This window comes from Methylocystis suflitae (assembly GCF_024448135.1).
Classification (GTDB): domain Bacteria; phylum Pseudomonadota; class Alphaproteobacteria; order Rhizobiales; family Beijerinckiaceae; genus Methylocystis; species Methylocystis suflitae.
On the sequence record NZ_JAMRYX010000174.1, the window covers coordinates 20,611 to 38,197 of the forward strand.

The following is a 17,587-nucleotide window of genomic DNA, read 5'->3' on the forward strand; positions in this document are numbered from 1 at the left end:
TCAGCCCTCGCGCCACCATGGCTGCGGAAGTTCGATCTTGGGCGCCGCCCGTTCGATCGCCGCAGCGAGAGAGAACAACGTCTCTTCGTCGAATGCTTTGCCGATGAGCTGCAACCCGAGCGGCAAGCCGTTCGCCGCGAGGCCGCCCGGAACGGCGACGCCGGGAAGACCGGCCATGTTCACCGTAACGGTGAACACGTCGTTGAGATACATTTCTACAGGATCGGCCGAGCCCTTCTCTCCCTGTGCGAAGGCGGTCGAAGGCGTCGCCGGCGTCAGGACCGCGTCGACGCCGGACGCGAAGGCTTCGTCAAAGTCGCGCTTGATCAGGCTGCGGACTTTCTGCGCGCGGACGTAATAAGCGTCGTAATAGCCGGCGGAGAGCACATAAGTGCCGATCATAATGCGCCGCCGCACCTCCGGACCAAAGCCCGCTGCGCGCGTCTTCTCGTACATTTCGCTGACGTCGCGGCCCTGCTCACGACGCCCGTAACGCACGCCATCGTAGCGCGCGAGATTGGACGAGGCTTCAGCCGGCGCGATAATGTAATATGTCGGCAAGGCGTAGCGCGTATGCGGCAGGGAGATTTCGACGATCTCCGCGCCCGCGTCCTTCAGCCACGCGGCGCCTTTATCCCATAAGGCGGCGATCTCCGCCGACATCCCATCGATGCGATATTCCTTCGGCACGCCGATGCGGCGTCCCTTCACGGAGGCGCCGACAGCGGCTTCATAGTCCGGCACAGGCGCATCGACGCTGGTCGTGTCTTTCGGGTCGTGGCCGGCCATCGACCTGAGCATGATCGCTGCGTCGCGCACGGTGCGCGTGATCGGACCCGCCTGATCCAGCGACGATGCGAAGGCGACGATGCCCCAGCGCGAGCAGCGGCCATAGGTCGGCTTAATGCCGACAGTGCCCGTGAAGGCGGCGGGCTGACGGATCGAGCCGCCTGTATCTGTCGCTGTGGCGCCGAGGCAAAGACGCGCGGCCACCGCCGACGACGAGCCCCCGGAAGAACCCCCCGGCACGATCTTGGCGTCGGGATCCGCGGCGCGGCGCCACGGCGAAACAACGGGGCCGAAGGCGCTCGTTTCGTTCGACGACCCCATCGCGAATTCGTCGAGATTGAGCTTGCCGAGCATGGCCGCGCCGTCGCGCAGCAGATTTGCGGAGACCGTCGATTCATATGTCGGCGTGAAATCGTCGAGAATTCGACTCCCCGCCGTCGTGCGCACGCCCTTGGAGCAATAGAGATCCTTGATGCCGAGCGGCAGACCTTCAAGCGGTCGCGCGTCGCCGCGGGCGATGCGGGCGTCGCTCTCCCGCGCCTGCGCCAGCGCGAACTCCGGCGTCTCCGTGATGAAGCAGTTTAGCGCGCGCGATTTGCTGATTGCGTCGATGTGCGCCTGCGCCAGTTCAACGGCGGAGAGCTGTTTGGATGTGAGCGCGTCGCGCGCCTCGGCCAATGAAAGATGCGTGGGGTCGGACATTTGTCCCTTTATATCTGAGGCCGCCGCATGCGCGGCGCCGGCGCGACAAGCGCTATTCGATCACCTTGGGCACGACGAAATAATGATCCTCGCGCGAAGGCGCGTTGGCGAGAATCTCATCGGCGATGCCGCCGTCGGTCACGACGTCGGCCCGCTTTTTCATTTGCATCGGCAAAGCGGAGGTCAACGGCTCGACGCCGTCGACATCGACCTCGCTCAGCGTCTCCACGAAGGCCAGGATGGCGTTGAGTTCGCCGCGCAGGCGCTCGACCTCGCTGTCCTCGATGGCGATGCGCGAGAGATGGGCGATCCGGCGGACGGTCGCGGAATCTACGGACATCTAGGGCTCCGCAAGAAAGGTCTCGACGGGCGCTATAGCGCCTGGCCTTTCGCGGCGCAATGTTGCGAAGCGGATCGCAGAGGGAAAAAGCGGAAGCGCGGAGCCAGTGAGTTTGCGGATCGACGGCGGCGTGTTAGCGGAATCGCGGTGACCATGCGCGCGACGACCCTTGAAGAACTGGCGGCGCTTCTGCCGCCGAAGGGCCGGCTGATGGGATTGGATCTCGGGACCAAAACCATCGGATTGGCGCTTTCGGACGTTGAGCGGCGGCTCGCGTCGCCGCTCGATACGATCGGGCGCGTGAAGTTTTCTCAAGACGCCGCCGCCTTGCTCAAACGCGCGGCCGATTTCGATATTTGCGCCCTGGTCGTCGGGCTGCCGCTCAATATGGACGGCACCGAAGGGCCGCGCGCGCAGGCGACGCGCGCCTTCATGCGCAATCTTTCGAAGCTCGCGTCCCTGCCCTTCGCCTTCTGGGACGAGCGTCTGTCGACCGCGGCTGTAACACGCGAATTGATCGCGCAGAACGCCTCACGCGCCAAACGCGCCGAAGTCGTCGACCGAATGGCGGCCGCCTATATCCTGCAGGGCGCGCTCGACCGTTTGAAACGTCTGTAGCGGCATCGATCGCAGCATTGCAACTTTTGATAGAATTTTGCTCTTGACACGGTATCGGCGTGATGGAAGAAAAATATAAGAAAGTCTGATGCTTACCTTATTCATAACCTGCCTCGTGGCCCGTGGAGACTGACAGCGATGCCCCGGCCGGACGCTTCTCAGAAAGATTTCAATGAACCCAGCGGACCGACTGCTGAGAACGCCAAAATTAATGAGGAAGCGGCGTCCATCGCGTCATATATCGCTGATATGTCAGACGAAATGGCGAAACTCGCCAGTCGCTGCGACATGCCCATGCTCTGCTATTTCTTGAATCTCGCCCGCGCCGAGGCGGACATGCGGGCGCGCGAGCTCGGCGGCTATCCCATCGACCGCTCGGCCTGATTTACAACTTATAGTTGAGTATGAGGGAAACGCTGTTCGCGCCGTGACGCTGCAAGCGGCCCTCGATGTCGAGCTCGACGAGGACTCCCTGCACCTCGCGCGCGGTCAATCCGGCAACGCGGATGAGATCGTCGATCGCGATAGGCGCAGGCCCGAGCAGGGACAGGATGACCTCATGCGCGTCCCGCTGCGGCGACTCCTCGCCTCGCGTGTGCGCGTCAAGATCGGCGACGCAGCCCGTCAGCGGGCTTGGCGGTGAGAATTGTTTGGGAGCGGCTCTTTCCTCAAACGCCGAACCGTCGAGGCCGGCGAAAAGATCGAGTTCGTCGATCAGCGTGTCCTGTCCTTCGAGAGAGTCGTCGTCAAAGAGATTCTTGCGCGGCGGGGTCCCTGCGTTCTCGGCGAGCACCGAAATCACGTCCTCGGGGCGCGCACACAACGTCGCGCCTTGGCGGATGAGATCATTGACGCCTTCGGCGCGCGGATCCAGCGGCGAACCCGGAACGGCGAAGACCTCTCGCCCCTGCTCATTGGCGAAACGCGCCGTGATCAGCGAGCCGGAACGCCGCGCCGCCTCGACGACGATGGTCGCGCGGCTGAGCCCGGAGATGATGCGATTTCGGCGCGGAAAATCGCGGCCGCGCGGCTCCCATTCGATGGGCATTTCAGAGACAATCAGTCCCCTCTCGGCGATCTCTTCGACAAGCCGCGCATGTTCGGCCGGATACGGTCGCGCATGGCCGCCGGCGAGCACGGCGATCGTGCCGGTTTCGAGCGTGGCGCGATGCGCGACCGCGTCGATGCCGCGCGCGAGGCCAGAGACAATGACGTAATTCTCAAGCGCCAGGCTGCGCGCGAGTCGTTCGGCGAAGGCGAGGCCTGCGGCTGAAGCGTTGCGCGAGCCCACAATCGCCACGCCGTCGCGCTGCGCGGTCCAGGAAACGCCGCGCAGCGCGATGAGCGGCGGCGCATCGGCGATTTCCCGAAGCAGCGGCGGATAGTCGGGATCGCCCGTGGTGGCGAAGCGAACGCCGAGCGCGCGCGCCGCCTCGATCTCGCGCAGCGCTTCCTCACGCGTGGCGATGCGGATGGTCCGACCGCGCAGGGACCGCGCCGCGAGGGATGGCAGCGCGTCCAACGCCGCGCCGGCGCCGCCGAAGCGATTGATGAGCTGTCTGAAGGTGCGCGGCCCGACATTTTCGCTGCGGATGAGCCTCAGCCAGTCGACGAGCTGCTCTTCGCTCAGCCGACCCGGCGACGCCTCGGTCACGCCTTCTGTCCGATGCGCGTTTCTGTGCCGGCGCGCAGGCGCGCGATGTTCTCTCGATGCCTGTAGAAGATGATCGCGGCCATCGCCGCGACGGTAAAGGCTTCGCCGCCATGGCCGAGCATGAACAGGACCACAGGCGCCGTCGCGCTCGCGGTCAGCGCGCCAAGCGACGAGTAACGCCACAGCGCCGCCGCCGACAGCCAGACGGCGCAGAAAATCAACGCGGTCGGCCAATTGAGTCCAAAGAGCACGCCAAGGAACGTCGCAACGCCCTTTCCGCCCTTAAACTGTAGCCAGACCGGCGCAATATGGCCGATGAAGGCTGCAAGACCGGCGATCATGCCTCCTTCGGGCGAAAGCGAAGCGCCGATGAGCGCCGCCGCCGTGCCTTTCAGCCCGTCCAGCAGCAGCGTCGCCGCCGCGAGATCCTTTCGACCGGTGCGCAACACATTGGTCGCCCCGATATTGCCGGAGCCGATCGCGCGCAGGTCCGTCGTGCCCGCGAGGCGCGTGAGCAGTAGACCAAAGGGAATGGAGCCCAGCAAATAGCCGATCGCAAGGGCGACGATGTCGTAAATGATGGAGTTCATCTGTGAAAACGCGATACTTCTCGACAGCGAAAGGCCGCAGGATGCTAAAGGAGGCTCTATCGCGCCGCAATAAGCGTTTTCAGTCGCGTCGCCCGCCTCTATTTCAGGACGGCCGTCGAGGCCTTGCGGGCGCTTTTTATAATTGAAATCGCTCTGTGGAAGCTCGCGCGACACATCCGCGCGTCGCGTTTTCGAACTCGAGGCGGTAAGAAGGCTAAAATCAGGAATCGAATGACTGAGCAACGCAGGCCGCGCCCACGGGCTTTTCGCCTCGAAGGCGACCAGACGGTCACAGCCAAGGCGACGCCGCAAATCGACGATGCCGGGAGGCCGTCTATCGAGGTCGTCGAAGCGGAATTTGACGCTTTCGCGCTTGAGGCCGCCCAGCTCGCGGACGGCATGACCGGGGACGAAGCCGCCGTCGAAGCGGCGCAGGCCGACGGCATGCTGCGCCGCTACGTTTTTTCGTGGGGCGGCGTCTTTTTATCGGCGCTCAGCGGCCTTCTGTCCCTGGCCTTCACGCTCTGGATATGGGGGTTTGTCGAAGACCTGTTCCAGCGCTCGGCCCTTCTCGGCATGGTGGGACTGAGCCTTGCGGGTCTCGCCGCCGTCGCCGCGCTCATCTCCATCACGCGCGAGTTTCGCGCCATCGGCCGGCAGAATCGTATTGTCAAGCTGCATGCCGCGCTGGCCGAGGCGCATGCGAGCGATGACGGCAAGGCTGCGCGCGAGCGCGTCGGCGAACTTTGCAAGCTCTATGAAGATCGTCCGAACACCGGCCGGGCGCGCGCGCTTCTCAACGACTATTTGAAGCAGATCATCGACGGACGCGATCTGATCACGCTTGCCGAGCGTAATCTCGTCGCGCCCCTGGACGAAGAAGCGCGGCGTGAAATCGCCGGCGCCGCCAAACGCGTCTCCGTCGTCACGGCGATCAGCCCGCGCGCGCTGCTCGACGTGCTTTTCGTCGTCGGCCAGGCGATCGTGCTGATGCGAAAAATCGCGGAGATTTACGGCGGCAAGCCGGGTCTGCTCGGTTTCTTCAAGCTGGCCCGCTCGGTGGGCGCGCATCTCGCCATCACTGGCGGCGTGGCGGTCGGCGACTCTATACTTCAGCAGGCGCTCGGCCACGGCATCGCCGCACGCATTTCGGCAAAGCTCGGCGAAGGCGTATTGAATGGGCTTCTCACCGCGCGAGTCGGCCTTTCCGCCATGGCCGTCTGCCGCCCGACGCCCTTCATCGCCGAGAAGCAGCCGGGCGTCAGGGACGTCGCGCCTTTCCTCTTCGGCGACAAGACCAAGAGCTGATCCGCATTGAAAGCAGCAAGCCTGAAGATCACCACCTGGAACATCAATTCCGTGCGGCTGCGCCTGCCGCTGATCGCCGACTTTCTCAAGAGCCGGGCGCCGGACGTGCTCTGCCTGCAGGAGACAAAATGTCGGGACGCCGAATTCCCGATGAAGGATCTCCATTCGCTGGGCTATGAGCATATCGCGATCAACGGCCAGAAGGGCTACCACGGCGTGGCCGTCATTTCGAAGCGGCCTTTGCGTTTCGTCGAGAAGCGCGATTTCTGCGAAAAGGGCGACGCGCGTCATATTTGCGTGGAAATCGACGCCCGGAGCGGCCCGATCTCGCTGCATAATTTCTATGTGCCGGCCGGCGGCGACGAGCCCGACGTCGACATCAATCCGAAGTTTCAGCACAAGCTCGATTTTCTCGATGAAATGCGCGACTGGATTGTTACCGAAGGGGTCGCGCGCGGCCGCGTGGTGCTGGTCGGAGACCTAAATGTCGCGCCGCTCGAACATGACGTTTGGAGCCATAAGGCGCTATTGAAAGTCGTGAGCCACACCCCAGTCGAGGTCGAGAAGCTTACCGGAGTAATTGGGGCTGGCGCATGGATCGACGCCATGCGCCATTTCGTCCCCGCGGAAGAAAAGCTTTATACGTGGTGGAGCTATCGCGCCGCCGATTGGGAGGCGTCGAACCGGGGACGCCGGCTCGATCATATTCTGGTGAGCGAGGCGCTCGGCGGCGGGCTGAAGCGTCTAGACGTGCTCCGCGACGCGCGCAGCTGGACCCGCCCGTCTGACCACGTGCCGGTGACGATCGAACTGTCAGACTGAGCGCAAACGGGGATCGGGAGGCGAGACGGCGGCATGATCGCGCGCGATCTTATGAACAGCGACTTTCCTTATGTAACGGCGGACGCGGATCTCGATTACGTCGCGAAACTTCTCGCTGAATGCGGGCTGGGCGCCGTGCCCGTCGTCGACGACGACCTGGCGCCCATCGGAATCGTGACGCGCAGCAATCTCGAACAGGCGCGCCCGCAACCCCTGCCCGACCTTGGCGCCATTCCGGGATTTCTGCTGCGCAACAGGCCTAAACCGGTATTTCACGCGAATGGTCGCGCGTTGCGCGAAGTGATGACGTCGCCGGCGATATCGATTTCCGACGTCGCCAAAGTTCCCGACATCGCGCGAATAATGGAGAGCCATAGCCTCAAGCGCATCCCCGTCGTTGAAGGGCACAAGATCATCGGCCTCGTGCTGCGCAAAGAAGTCATGGAGGCGATGGCGGGAGGCTTTACGGCGATGGCGCTGGAAGCGCATCAGCGTCGTCCGCTTATCTCCCTTCCGCAGCAAACGGGCGATCGCTGCGCGGTCGCGACGGCGCAGGAATTTCGCGAACTCGTCGCGGCGCATGAGCGTCAGCTCGACCTCGAACGCGCAGAGCGCCGACGGGCGGCGATCGAGCTGCGCGAGCAACGCATTCGCGAGCTCGCGAGCCAGCGGCTGACCGACCCCCAATGGCGAGAGATGCTGGAACAGGCGCGACGCAGCGCGGCGGCCGGGCTCACCGAACATGTGCTCATTCGGTTCCCGTCGCAGCTTTGCGCCGACGGCGGCCGCGCGATCAATGCGCCAGACCCCATTTGGCCGGCGACTCTGCGCGGCGAGCCAGCCGACGTCTTCCATCGGTGGCGTAATGAACTGCACCCTCGCGGCTTTCGCATCGCCGCGCAAATCGTCGATTTCCCCGAAGGTCTGCCGGGCGACGCGGCGCTCTTCCTGATGTGGAACGCGGCCCGCAACTGAGCGGTCGTCAATCCCCGCCGACGCCTGTTTCCGCCCGCAGAGCGGCAAGCGAAGAATAACGCCGCGCGCGTCCGTTGGTCTGCACTTCGACTGAACCGTCTGAAAACATCACATAGACCGATCCGGCGGCCATATAACGGTCGACCTCAACCGGCGGCTTCGGCGGCGTCGTGGCGGCGACAGGCGGCTGCTGCTTCTGCTGCGGCGCCGGCGCCGGCGCGTCTTCGACCAGATCCGCCGTCGCGCTCGCCTGCATCGCCGGAACTTTGTCGGCGATGCGGCCCAAAACGCCGATCGCGCGGCCAAGCGCCATCGTCACCACGCCGCCAGAGACCGCCGTCGCGCCGCCGATGAACAGGCTCCAACCGCGCTCGAGCTGAATGTAATCCCAGCCAGCCCACATGCCGTAGGCGCCGGAGAGCGCAAGCGCGAGCCCGAGAAAAATGACGCCCAGGCCGTATCGTCTCATCGCCATCCTTCAGTGATTGTCCGGGCGGGAACCTATCACAAGCCGCGCCGACCGCCATATGAAGGCAAGTCCGCGGGAAAGACGCGCGAATACTTCCACGCGTACTTGCACGCGCGCGCAGCGCCGCGCCGCCGCTAAATTTTTGATCAAGATATATGTATGTTACATGTTATAACATCAATATGTAGTAGTTTAATTTATCTGCCATACCCGCGATGGGTTATGCTTTATCGTGTAATTTCAATTAGATAATAGTATTTAAAAGATGCGGCATGGTGTCACATCGTAATTCGATCAATCAATACAAACGTCATCGTTACAGCGTCGACGCGCGCATGCGGTGGGGAAGTCGCCGGAACCGGTCGACGTCGGCAATCGTGGGGAGAACCGTAGATGGCAAGTTTAACTGGCGTGCGCGGGCTGCTGGCCGGCGCAGTGATGGCGGCCGTAGCTTTTTTTGTCGCGCCATCAGCCGCTTTCGCACATGGCGGCGTGATGCTCGAGCAAGATGAGTGCGTGCTGCGGATCGGTCCGAACACAATGCACTTCATCGGCTATCAGCGCTCGGGAGAAGAAGCGGAGTTTTGCGAGGACATCGCCAAAACCGGGCCGACCGTCATTGCGCTCACAGCGGTTTCGCCTGAGCTGCGCGACATGGCGATCGGCATCCGCATCGTTAAGGATGTCGGCGAAGAAAAAGAAAAGGCCAACCTCAATGCGGTCACCGTCGCCTATATCGAGCCGAAGGTCTATCGCAACGGCACCATGACCTTCGAACACGACTTCAAGGATGCTGGTCGTTATGTCGGAATCGTCACGGTGCGCGACGATCTTGGCAATGAATGGGTCTCGCGCTTTCCCTTCTCAGTAGGGTTGTACACCTTCTGGGGGCTGATCGAATATATCCTCTACGCCGTCGGCTTCTTCTCGCTTGTCGGCCTGATGTGGTGGATGCTGCGCGCAGGCGCAAAGAAGAAGACGCAAGCGGGCGACGCCATCGCCTAAGCAAGCGGCCCGAAGATTGCAGCATGGCTCGGTCGCCGACGAGCCATGCTTTTTTGTCGCTACAAAGCGAACATAGCTGCGCCGTTCGGGATCTCGCGATATTGCCGCATGCGGCGCGCGGGTTTAGTTAAGCGCGTGCAGCTGAGGCTGACAGGCTACGCTCGTCTAACGTATTCAGGAGAGAATTATGTCCTTCACCCTGGAAGATCTGCCTTATCCCTACGACGCTCTGCAGCCTTATCTTTCCCGCGAGTCCTTCGAATATCACCACGACAAGCATCATGCGACCTATGTCGCCAATGCCAATAATCTGGTGAAAGGCACCGAATACGAGGGCAAGCCGATCGAAGAAGTGATCGTCACCGCCTACAATCGCAACACGCCGATCTTCAACAACGTCGCCCAGCATTTCAACCATCATCACTATTGGAAGTGGATGAAGCCGAACGGCGGCGGCGCCATCCCCGGCAAGGTCGAGAAGGCGATCATCGAGTCCTTCGGCTCGGTCGATAAATTCCGCGAAGAATTCCAGAAGGAAGGCCTCGGCCAATTCGGCTCCGGCTGGGTGTGGCTCGAAGCGAAGGATGGAAAGCTCGCCATTCGCAAGACGCCGAACGCCGAAAATCCCCTCATCCACGGCGCAGCGCCGATCCTCGTCGCCGACGTCTGGGAACACTCCTATTACATCGACTATCGCAATCGTCGCGCCGACTACCTGAAGGCGTTTCTCGACCATCTCGTCAATTGGGAGCATGTCGAGGAAATGTTCGACGCGGCGTAGCGTCACTTCAATCCGCGCGGCGCGCCTAATTCGCGCGCCGCGCATTTTTTGAGTTGTGAATAAGCGCCGAGGCGACAAGCAGCAAAAGCGCCGCAAAGGCGAGCACGGCCGCCACGGCATGCGAATCTTCCCATTGACGTCGCGCCGCCTCGAACGCCGCGGGCGTCTTGGTCCAATTATGCGTCGCGACATTCATGGGATAGGTCCACGTCCAGAAGATCGCCTGCGTTCCCGTAAGCGTTACGAAGGAGGCGAACGACAGGACCGCGGCAATCCGGTTGCGGCGAACGGCGATCGTATGCGCCAGCGTCGTCAGTAGTGCGAGAACGACGGCAATTCCGAAATAGGCCCAGCCGGCGTAGATCTGCTGAACAATCATGTAGTCGGCCGGTGAAAGCGCCATCTTATTGGCGCGCTCGAAGAAATGCGCGCCCGCTGGAATGACGCATAGCGCGACGCTCGTGATCGCGGCGATCTGCAAGCCCAAAAGCATCAGCGGCTTCCTTCACGGCGCCTATAGGCCGCTCGGCGCGGTCAATCAGCGGCGATTTTCGGCTGCGACTCGACGACTCGCTTAAGCTCAGCGAGGCCGCGATCGAATTGCGCCCCGACCGTCTTGTCGATGTTCAAAAACTTATGCATTGCCTTGCCCACAAATTCGTGGTGGCCGGACATCACCCAGGTGACTTCCGTGCTGCTCTCGCCCAAAGGCTTGAGATTGAATTGGACGTCGTGCTTGGCTTTGAACGGCTTTTCGAATGCGAGCTTGATGCCAACGCGCTCGCCCTGGCGGCTCTCGACGATCTCCATGTGGCCGACGCCGACCTGCTTGTCGCCGGACCATGAATAGGTCGCCCCATAGCCCTGCGGCGTCCCTCCATATTCTTCCTTCATATTGGGGTCGAGCTTGGCCCAGGGCGACCAGTCGGCCCAATTGTGAAAATCATTGATGTGGCGAAAAACCACTTCCGGCGGGGCGTCGATCACGATCGAGCGCGCGATGCGGAATTTATCGGGCAGGAAGGAGATGTAGGCGATCAGCGCGCTGACGAGAGCGAGGAGAAGGAGAGCGAAAATCGTCATGGTGCAGGTCTCCGCACGAGCGTGAGTCCGTCGACCGAACGGCCCACGGACTTGCAATTTAGTTCCGCGGTCACCGGGCCGAGAGACTTTGCCCTCCTGGCGAAGCCACTCGCCCACGGCCCGCCGCCTGACGCGCTGGGCGTCAGTTTAGAGCGGCGGGCGCAATGCGCAACGCATTGTGGGGTTAGATGAGGCTTCCGCAGAAAGCCTGGATCTTTCGGCAGGCGTCTTCGAGCAACGCGTTCGACGCGGCGTAGGACACGCGGAAGTTGGGACCGACGCCGAACGCCGAGCCTTGCACCACGGCGACGCCCTGCGTTCCCAGGAGTTCGGTCACGAAATCCTCGTCGGTTTCGATGACCTTCCCGTCGGGGGTCTTACGCCCGATGGCCTCGGCGCAGGAGGGAAACACGTAGAAAGCGCCTTCCGGCGTCGGGCATTTCAAATATTTGGCCTGGTTGAGCATGGAGACCACAAGGTCGCGCCGCTCCTCAAAGGCCTTGCGGAAGACCGCGAGATGGTCCTGCGGCCCCTCAAGGGCTTCGACCGCCGCCCATTGCGCGATCGAACAGGCGCCCGACGTCTGCTGGCCCTGGAGCAGGTCCATGGCCTTGATCAAGGCGCTGGGCCCTGCCGCGTAGCCGATGCGCCAGCCGGTCATGGCGTAGGCCTTGGAGACGCCGTTCATGGTGAGCGTGCGCTCCATGAGCGCCGGCTCGACCTGAGCCGGCGTGACGAATTTGAAGTCGCCGTAGACGAGGTGCTCGTAGATGTCGTCGGTGAGGACATGCACCTGCGGATGGCGCAGCAGAACGTCCGTCACCTTCTTCATTTCGTCGAATGTGTAGGCCGCGCCCGAAGGGTTCGACGGAGAGTTGAGCACGAGCCATTTGGTCTTGGGCGTGATGGCGCGCTCCAGCGCCTCAGGCTGGAGCTTGAAGCCGTCCTCCATCCGCGTATCGACGAAGACGGTCGTTCCGCCACAGATCGCCACCATCTCCGGGTAGCTCACCCAGTAAGGCGCCGGAACGATCACTTCGTCGCCGGGATTGAGCGTCGCAAGAAAAGCGTTGAACAGGATGTGCTTGCCGCCGGTGGCGACGATCGTGTCCGACGCCTTGTAGTCCAAGCCGTTTTCGCGCTTGAATTTTTTCGCGACGGCCTCGCGCAGCGGCGGAATGCCGAGCACCGGCGGATAACGCGTTTCGCCGCGATCGATTGCCGCTTTGGCGGCGGCGCAGATGTGCTCGGGCGTGTCGAAATCGGGTTCGCCGACGGAGAGGCTGATCACCTCCCGACCCTGTGCGCGCAAGTCGCGGGCTTTCTGCGTCACCGCGATCGTTGCCGAGGGCTTCACGCGCGACAGGGCATTGGCGAGGAAGGTCATTGGAGTCGAGTTCCTGCGGAGGGGATAGTGCGCCGCACCATAATTTGCACGGCGTAGCGTCGCAATGAGATTCACGAGGCTCGCAGGGCCACATTGGGTCTATTGTTGATGAAGACTTTCATCGACCTCGCGCGGGGACACGCGCGATCGCCGCTCTGCCGCGCCACGCGCCGGCGTGACTGCTCGCCATGCTGCGTATCGACGTTTTCTAAGGAAAAACAACCGTCTCGTTATCAAATGGCCCGAATCGCCGACTGAGCTTTGGCTCAACTTGATCAAATCAATATTGCCAAGTGTTAACCCCGTTTCACGCACTTCTTAAAAATTTATAAAATTTCCGAAGAATGATGCAACTTTTTCAGCCCATCCTCGTTTCTGTCTTGAGAACGCGGCGACGCGAGTTAATCGCGCGCGGGCCTTGGGGAGAGGTCAAGCGTTACACAAGGGCGAATGCGAGAGGATTAGGGAAAATGTCGCTCGTTGACAAATTTGAAGATCAGATGGAGCCCGCCTTCACGCGCAGCTTCGATAGGGATTCCGCGCGTCGCCAGTTTCGCGTTTCGCTTTTGCTGGTCGCCGCCATGGCGATGGCCGCATTCGTTCTCGGCTTCGCCCTCCCGATCGGTTCGCCCGTGCAGAAGGCCACGCCTGTTGCGACCGACGGCGGCGTTTTCGCCGGGAGACTGGTGACGATCGACCGCTAATCTTCCGCAAATTTCACAAGCGGTAAGTCAGGCGCGCGTCTGTTGACGCGCGCAATCTTTTTGGCGGGTTGCAAACCGGCTGCTTTTCAGCGGCCGGTTTTTGATTGCGTGACACTGACAAGACCCACTTAGTCCGCGATCACTTCTTATCCATGTGATGGTGCTCGTGATGCGGGGCGCCGCCTTCCTTAGGACCGGCGGAGTCCTGGCCATGCGCCTTTTGCCAGCGTTCCATAGCTTCGGCGTCATGCGCATGGGTCGCGTCCGGCGCGTCGATCGCCGCGTCAACAACCACTTCGCCGGCCTTTTCGAAGACGAGCGTCATCTCCAGGCCCCAGCCCACCTCAAGATGCTTCTTGATGTCCAACAGCGTCACATAGACGCCGCCAGGCGCGAGCGTGACTTTCGACTTGGGCGGCAGGACGATCGGCGTAATGAGTTCGAGCTTCTTAGCGTCGCCGTGGATCTCGGCCTTCCCGAATTTTTCCGACTTGACCGCGATCAGCTTGTCGGGCGTCGCGCCATTATTGTGCAGCATTGCGTAGAACTGCGCCTTGTTGTCGCCGTCGACGGGGGCGCGAAGCCAAGGGTGCTCCACTTTCAGATTGCCAACGTCGTACTCATGCGCCGACGCGGAACCGCGCCCGGCGAAGAGCCCGAGCGCCGTCCCGGTGAGCAGAGTCCCGCCGGTCAGCAAAAATTCACGCCGCTTCAGCATCTCGCTTCTCCCATTTGCGCCGGACCTTTTCTCTTCGCCGGCCTGACTGGCATCATGACGAAGGATGCGTCCCTCCGATAGGCTCGCGCCTCGTTCACGCTTGCGACAATATGGCGCGCTAATGCGAATGCAGGCTGATCTCGATCAAGGGTTCACGGGCGAGTTCGGCGGCGAGCCCAGATAGTTTCTGAGTATTCCCGTCGTCGGGCGCGAATGTGCGGAAACGCGCCCGAATGTAGCCGGAACGATCGACGAGGAAATGCGCCTCTTCGATCTCCTCGGAGGGCGTTTCATTGGGGTAGCGATTGATCACCGAATAGGCGGTCTCAACCGCCTTGGGATGAACAACCTCTCGACCTTTCGCCTCCTGCGGGCAGGCCGCGTCATAGATCGTCACCTGGTTTACGCCAGCGGCCTTGGCGGCGTCATGCGCGATCTTCACGCTTGCCGCGCGCGCCGTGGGATCGCCGTTTGACGACCCGCAGCGCGCAAAGGAGACCAGGGTTGGAACGCCGCGCAGCTTGAAGAGAGACGTTGCATTCTCCTCCGGATCGATCAGCGCGAAATCCGGCGCGATCAGCCATTGAATCATGGGCTGAGGGCTCATGAAGCGCGCGCGGTTTGAATAGGACATCATCAGCAGGAAGTTGATCACGTCCCAGCGGTCGTCGACGTCGAGCTGCTCGCCAAAGGCCGGCATGACGCCGCTTTGTCCGCCATGAGTCAGCCAGTGGAAAATGTCGCCAATCGTATGGGTGCCGACATGCGGCGCAGTCAAATCGGCGGGTTGCACGGGGAGTCCTTGCTGGTTCTTGAGGTCTTTGGCGAGGGGACCATTGCCTTCGCCCTGCGCGCCGTGGCAACCGATGCAGTATTCCTGAAAATGCGACAGCCCGCGCGCCACTGATTCCGCGGTGTAATCCTGCGTTGGATCGTCGTACGTGTCTGTGTAGGCTTCTGTCGCGAATGACACGGCGAGCGAAATCGCCGCCGCGGCGGAAATGGCTGGCGTTGCGTAGAGACGATACTGGCGAGTCGATGGCGTCCACCAGATCAGCGCCGCCATGATTGCGAGCACGACAGCGGCGATGCCCCACCACCAGATCGAACTGAACATCGCTGGATTCTGTCCCCACGTCGCGATGTAGGACAGGCGAAATGGCAATGGCCAATAGAGACTGGTTTCATGCGAGGCTGGCGTGATGACCGCGATGTAGCCGGCGATCGACAGCAAGGCGAGCGCAAAGACCGACTCGCCCGCGCCGACCTTGCTGTACCAGCGGACGTTGAATTCGCCTTCGGGCCGGCGCGTGATGTAGCGCGCGAGCGCCAGCGCAGCGAGCAAGACGGCGCACAGAAAGACGAGCTTCAGCGTGAGCATCCGACCATAGGGCGTCGCCAGCAGATTGGGGATGCTTCCGACGTTCTCCCAGGCGATCGCAAATCCCGAGACGGCGACGATCGCCATAGCGACCTTTGCGATGAACGACCAGCGTTCGGCGAGCCGCGCCGCCACTTCCGGCGGTTTGCCGCGCGCCGTGAACATCCACCAGACGAGGCCGAGCAAGCCGCCAAGCCAAGTGAGGCCGGCGGCCGTGTGGAGAAGGAAACTCACCTGTGTCCATCGCGGCAGGCCGTCGTCGATGGCGTGGCCGGTCACTGAAACAACGGCGATAAGGACCACGCCGACCCACAGCGTCACCTGATCGAGCAAATCCGAGGCGACGAAGAGACGCGCCGCCGCGAGCGCCGCGAAGAGGAACGCGATCAGTTGCGTCCCGATCCAGGCGTTTCCGACGCTCGTGTTGACGGTAAACTCCCACAGCGTGTCGAATTCGATCGGACGATCGGCGGGAAAGATCGCACGCGCGGTGACATACAGCAGCGCAAAGCCGAAAAGTGCGCGCGCCAGCGCCAGCGCCGCGACCGCAGGCTTGAAGCGCCCGCTGTCCTCGCCAATGAGACGCGGCAGGAGCAGGAGCCCGACAGCGAGGGCCGCGGGCAAGCTCAGTAGGAAGCGGATCGCAGCAAGAGAGAGATACATTTTTGTTTCGCCCGATATCCTCTGGCGCTCATCTCATCAGCTCGCGCGAGATTCGAGAAACGAACGGCATGTCTCGCAAGCGTAACCGCGAGCTGGTCCACGCGCCCGATCGCCCTTACTTGGCGTCCACGGTGAACTCGTAGTTTCCCTCGACGATGTGGCCGTCCGTGGAGAGCACGCGGTAGCGCACGATGTATTTGCCGGGCGCGAGGTCCGGCGCATTGGCCGACAATTCGCGCGGCTTGTCGGGAACGGCGCTATTCCCTTGGGCGAGCACCTTGCCGTCGGGCGTTTCTATGGTGATCTTCGAGTACGGCGGCTCGACTCCGCCGCCGAACCGCAACTTGATGGTCTTTGGCGGCGCCGCGACATGTTCCTTGGAGGATGGCGCAGCGTCGACAAGGAAAGAATGCGCCAGCGCCGAGCTCGTCCCAAACGCGGCTACGATGACGCTGGCGCAAGCCCCGGCGGCGGCGGAGAAGCCAAACCCGGCCTGACGGCGCACGCGCGCCGGCGAAGTTCTGTCAGCGTTGGTCATAGCGTCGCTCCCCAGAGGCCTGAGCCCTTTTTGTTTGAGATGTTTACGGGTGTCGCGGCATTCAAGATGCAGCGGCGTCCACGGCATCCTTCTTCTTGCCGGAGGGATGCGTGTGCTTCCAATACACGAAAACGATGCCGGCGATGAGCACGGTCCCGGCGATCTGCGGCACCCAGGCCCACAAGGTTTCGCCAACGGTGAATTTGAATTCGGACGTCTCCTGCGCCCCGTCCGGGCGGGTCAGCGTGACGAGTCCGATATAGTGGCCGTTGTTCTTGAAGTCGTGCTCCAGATTAAAGGTGCCCTTGGTGTATTTGGTCGCGGGACGATGAACTTCGGTCAGCGCTTCAAGATCGGTGCCCTTCGTGATCGGCGTCAGCGGATCGCGAATGATTCGCAGTTCCAGCGGCATGTCGCGAAACGTCGGATTTTCGATGTCGAACACCAGAATGGTTGGTCCGGCGGTCGGGATCTCGGCGCAATATTCGCTGCGCGATTTGCCGGGTTGATAGGCCGTAATGTGAATCATGTCGTAGCCGAACATGACCATGCACATATTGCCCATCGACATGGCTTCGGGGCCTGCGCCGCCCTCCGACGCGCGCAGCGGGGCTGTCAACGCCAGCGAAAAAAGCGCGCCAAGAACTGCAGCTGCAACGCTACGCCAATTCTTCATTTCCATCCCTCGATCCATATTGAGTCCCGGGCTGCCGCTCTTGTTGGCGAACGTTGCTGAGCCCTGGATCTTCTATAGCGGATTTTTGGTTCGCGGCTCGACTATTGTCATGCCATTGCATCGCCCGCGCCGCTGGACGCTCATCCTACTTTTGACAAATGCCAGAAATTGACGCGAGGAAAAACGACCGCGTCATTTGCGTCGAAAGGACGCACCGCGCATCGAAGCATTCGAAAGCGACACGGCCTCTTCTCTAGCGAACGCAATACGCGAATTTCGCCGGGCGCCTGCAGAAAGCCTCTCGAAGCTTAGCGAACGCCTTTGCGCAAAGACGCGCATAGTTCACGTAGAAGACGTGTCCTTATGGGAAGCCGCGCTTGGTTT

At 62.0% G+C, this 17,587-nt stretch carries 20 protein-coding genes; 8 read left to right on the forward strand and 12 right to left on the reverse strand.

The features are described from left to right. On the reverse strand, window positions 1-1,491 hold the full coding sequence (gene gatA / locus NEI07_RS13355) for an Asp-tRNA(Asn)/Glu-tRNA(Gln) amidotransferase subunit GatA (RefSeq protein ID WP_256035180.1): 1,491 nt from the start codon (window positions 1,489-1,491) through the stop codon (window positions 1-3). A gap of 52 nt (window positions 1,492-1,543) precedes the next feature. Then, the gene (gene gatC, locus NEI07_RS13360) at window positions 1,544-1,831 is read right to left on the reverse strand and encodes an Asp-tRNA(Asn)/Glu-tRNA(Gln) amidotransferase subunit GatC (RefSeq protein WP_256035181.1); all 288 of its coding nucleotides are present in this window, start codon (window positions 1,829-1,831) and stop codon (window positions 1,544-1,546) included. A 153-nt stretch (window positions 1,832-1,984) separates the two neighbouring features. On the opposite strand from gatC, the gene ruvX reads away from it, so the two are divergent. Next, window positions 1,985-2,449: a Holliday junction resolvase RuvX gene (ruvX, locus tag NEI07_RS13365; protein ID WP_256035182.1), complete on the forward strand. Its 465-nt coding sequence runs from the start codon at window positions 1,985-1,987 to the stop codon at window positions 2,447-2,449. A 249-nt stretch (window positions 2,450-2,698) separates the two neighbouring features. Next, window positions 2,699-2,833, forward strand: coding sequence for a hypothetical protein (locus NEI07_RS13370; RefSeq protein ID WP_256035183.1), 135 nt, complete (start codon window positions 2,699-2,701; stop codon window positions 2,831-2,833). Between the two features lies 1 nt (window position 2,834). Here NEI07_RS13370 and dprA read toward each other — a convergent pair whose 3' ends face one another. Beyond that, window positions 2,835-4,103 carry a DNA-processing protein DprA gene (gene dprA, locus NEI07_RS13375; RefSeq protein WP_256035184.1) on the reverse strand — a complete coding sequence of 423 codons (1,269 nt, stop codon included), beginning with the start codon at window positions 4,101-4,103 and terminating at the stop codon, window positions 2,835-2,837. Next, window positions 4,100-4,693 carry a glycerol-3-phosphate 1-O-acyltransferase PlsY gene (gene plsY / locus NEI07_RS13380; RefSeq protein ID WP_256035185.1) on the reverse strand — a complete coding sequence of 198 codons (594 nt, stop codon included), beginning with the start codon at window positions 4,691-4,693 and terminating at the stop codon, window positions 4,100-4,102. Before plsY ends, dprA begins: the two co-directional genes overlap by 4 nt. Window positions 4,694-4,924: 231 nt before the next feature. Between plsY and NEI07_RS13385 the strand changes: the two genes are divergently transcribed. The 3 genes from NEI07_RS13385 to NEI07_RS13395 are packed head-to-tail and all read left to right on the forward strand — an operon-like array spanning window position 4,925 to window position 7,798. Next, window positions 4,925-6,001 carry a YcjF family protein gene (locus NEI07_RS13385; RefSeq protein WP_256035186.1) on the forward strand — a complete coding sequence of 359 codons (1,077 nt, stop codon included), beginning with the start codon at window positions 4,925-4,927 and terminating at the stop codon, window positions 5,999-6,001. Between the two features lie 6 nt (window positions 6,002-6,007). Then, window positions 6,008-6,823: an exodeoxyribonuclease III gene (locus NEI07_RS13390; RefSeq protein WP_256035187.1), complete on the forward strand. Its 816-nt coding sequence runs from the start codon at window positions 6,008-6,010 to the stop codon at window positions 6,821-6,823. Between the two features lie 33 nt (window positions 6,824-6,856). After that, a complete protein-coding gene (locus tag NEI07_RS13395) occupies window positions 6,857-7,798 on the forward strand; it encodes a CBS domain-containing protein (RefSeq protein ID WP_256035188.1) in 942 nt (313 codons plus the stop codon). 7 nt (window positions 7,799-7,805) lie between these two features. Here NEI07_RS13395 and NEI07_RS13400 read toward each other — a convergent pair whose 3' ends face one another. Continuing rightward, window positions 7,806-8,267, reverse strand: coding sequence for a hypothetical protein (locus tag NEI07_RS13400; protein WP_256035189.1), 462 nt, complete (start codon window positions 8,265-8,267; stop codon window positions 7,806-7,808). Between the two features lie 393 nt (window positions 8,268-8,660). Here NEI07_RS13400 and NEI07_RS13405 point away from each other — a divergent pair, with 393 nt between their 5' ends. After that, window positions 8,661-9,272: a hypothetical protein gene (locus NEI07_RS13405; RefSeq protein ID WP_256035190.1), complete on the forward strand. Its 612-nt coding sequence runs from the start codon at window positions 8,661-8,663 to the stop codon at window positions 9,270-9,272. A 187-nt stretch (window positions 9,273-9,459) separates the two neighbouring features. Continuing rightward, the gene (locus tag NEI07_RS13410; RefSeq protein ID WP_029651728.1) at window positions 9,460-10,053 is read left to right on the forward strand and encodes a superoxide dismutase; all 594 of its coding nucleotides are present in this window, start codon (window positions 9,460-9,462) and stop codon (window positions 10,051-10,053) included. A gap of 25 nt (window positions 10,054-10,078) precedes the next feature. On the opposite strand, the gene NEI07_RS13415 is transcribed toward NEI07_RS13410, so the two are convergent. The 3 genes from NEI07_RS13415 to NEI07_RS13425 all read right to left on the reverse strand — a co-directional run bounded on the left by NEI07_RS13415 (window position 10,079) and on the right by NEI07_RS13425 (window position 12,523). Beyond that, entirely contained in the window at window positions 10,079-10,546 is a 468-nt protein-coding gene (locus NEI07_RS13415) for a hypothetical protein (protein WP_256035191.1), read from the reverse strand. A 41-nt stretch (window positions 10,547-10,587) separates the two neighbouring features. After that, window positions 10,588-11,136 (reverse strand): SRPBCC family protein, encoded by a 549-nt coding sequence (locus NEI07_RS13420; RefSeq protein ID WP_256035192.1) that lies wholly within the window; start codon window positions 11,134-11,136, stop codon window positions 10,588-10,590. Between the two features lie 184 nt (window positions 11,137-11,320). Next, window positions 11,321-12,523 (reverse strand): pyridoxal phosphate-dependent aminotransferase, encoded by a 1,203-nt coding sequence (locus NEI07_RS13425; protein ID WP_256035193.1) that lies wholly within the window; start codon window positions 12,521-12,523, stop codon window positions 11,321-11,323. A 470-nt stretch (window positions 12,524-12,993) separates the two neighbouring features. Here NEI07_RS13425 and NEI07_RS13430 point away from each other — a divergent pair, with 470 nt between their 5' ends. Further along, a complete protein-coding gene (locus tag NEI07_RS13430) occupies window positions 12,994-13,227 on the forward strand; it encodes a hypothetical protein (protein ID WP_256035194.1) in 234 nt (77 codons plus the stop codon). A gap of 139 nt (window positions 13,228-13,366) precedes the next feature. Here NEI07_RS13430 and NEI07_RS13435 read toward each other — a convergent pair whose 3' ends face one another. From NEI07_RS13435 to NEI07_RS13450, 4 genes are all read right to left on the reverse strand, one after another. Next, complete coding sequence (locus NEI07_RS13435; RefSeq protein WP_256035195.1) at window positions 13,367-13,945, reverse strand: copper chaperone PCu(A)C; 579 nt, start codon at window positions 13,943-13,945, stop codon at window positions 13,367-13,369. 118 nt (window positions 13,946-14,063) lie between these two features. Beyond that, window positions 14,064-15,989 carry a CopD family protein gene (locus NEI07_RS13440; RefSeq protein ID WP_256035196.1) on the reverse strand — a complete coding sequence of 642 codons (1,926 nt, stop codon included), beginning with the start codon at window positions 15,987-15,989 and terminating at the stop codon, window positions 14,064-14,066. 115 nt (window positions 15,990-16,104) lie between these two features. After that, on the reverse strand, window positions 16,105-16,527 hold the full coding sequence (locus tag NEI07_RS13445) for a copper resistance CopC family protein (protein WP_256035197.1): 423 nt from the start codon (window positions 16,525-16,527) through the stop codon (window positions 16,105-16,107). 61 nt (window positions 16,528-16,588) lie between these two features. Continuing rightward, on the reverse strand, window positions 16,589-17,209 hold the full coding sequence (locus NEI07_RS13450) for a hypothetical protein (protein WP_256035198.1): 621 nt from the start codon (window positions 17,207-17,209) through the stop codon (window positions 16,589-16,591). Between the last annotated feature and the right edge of the window lie 378 nt (window positions 17,210-17,587).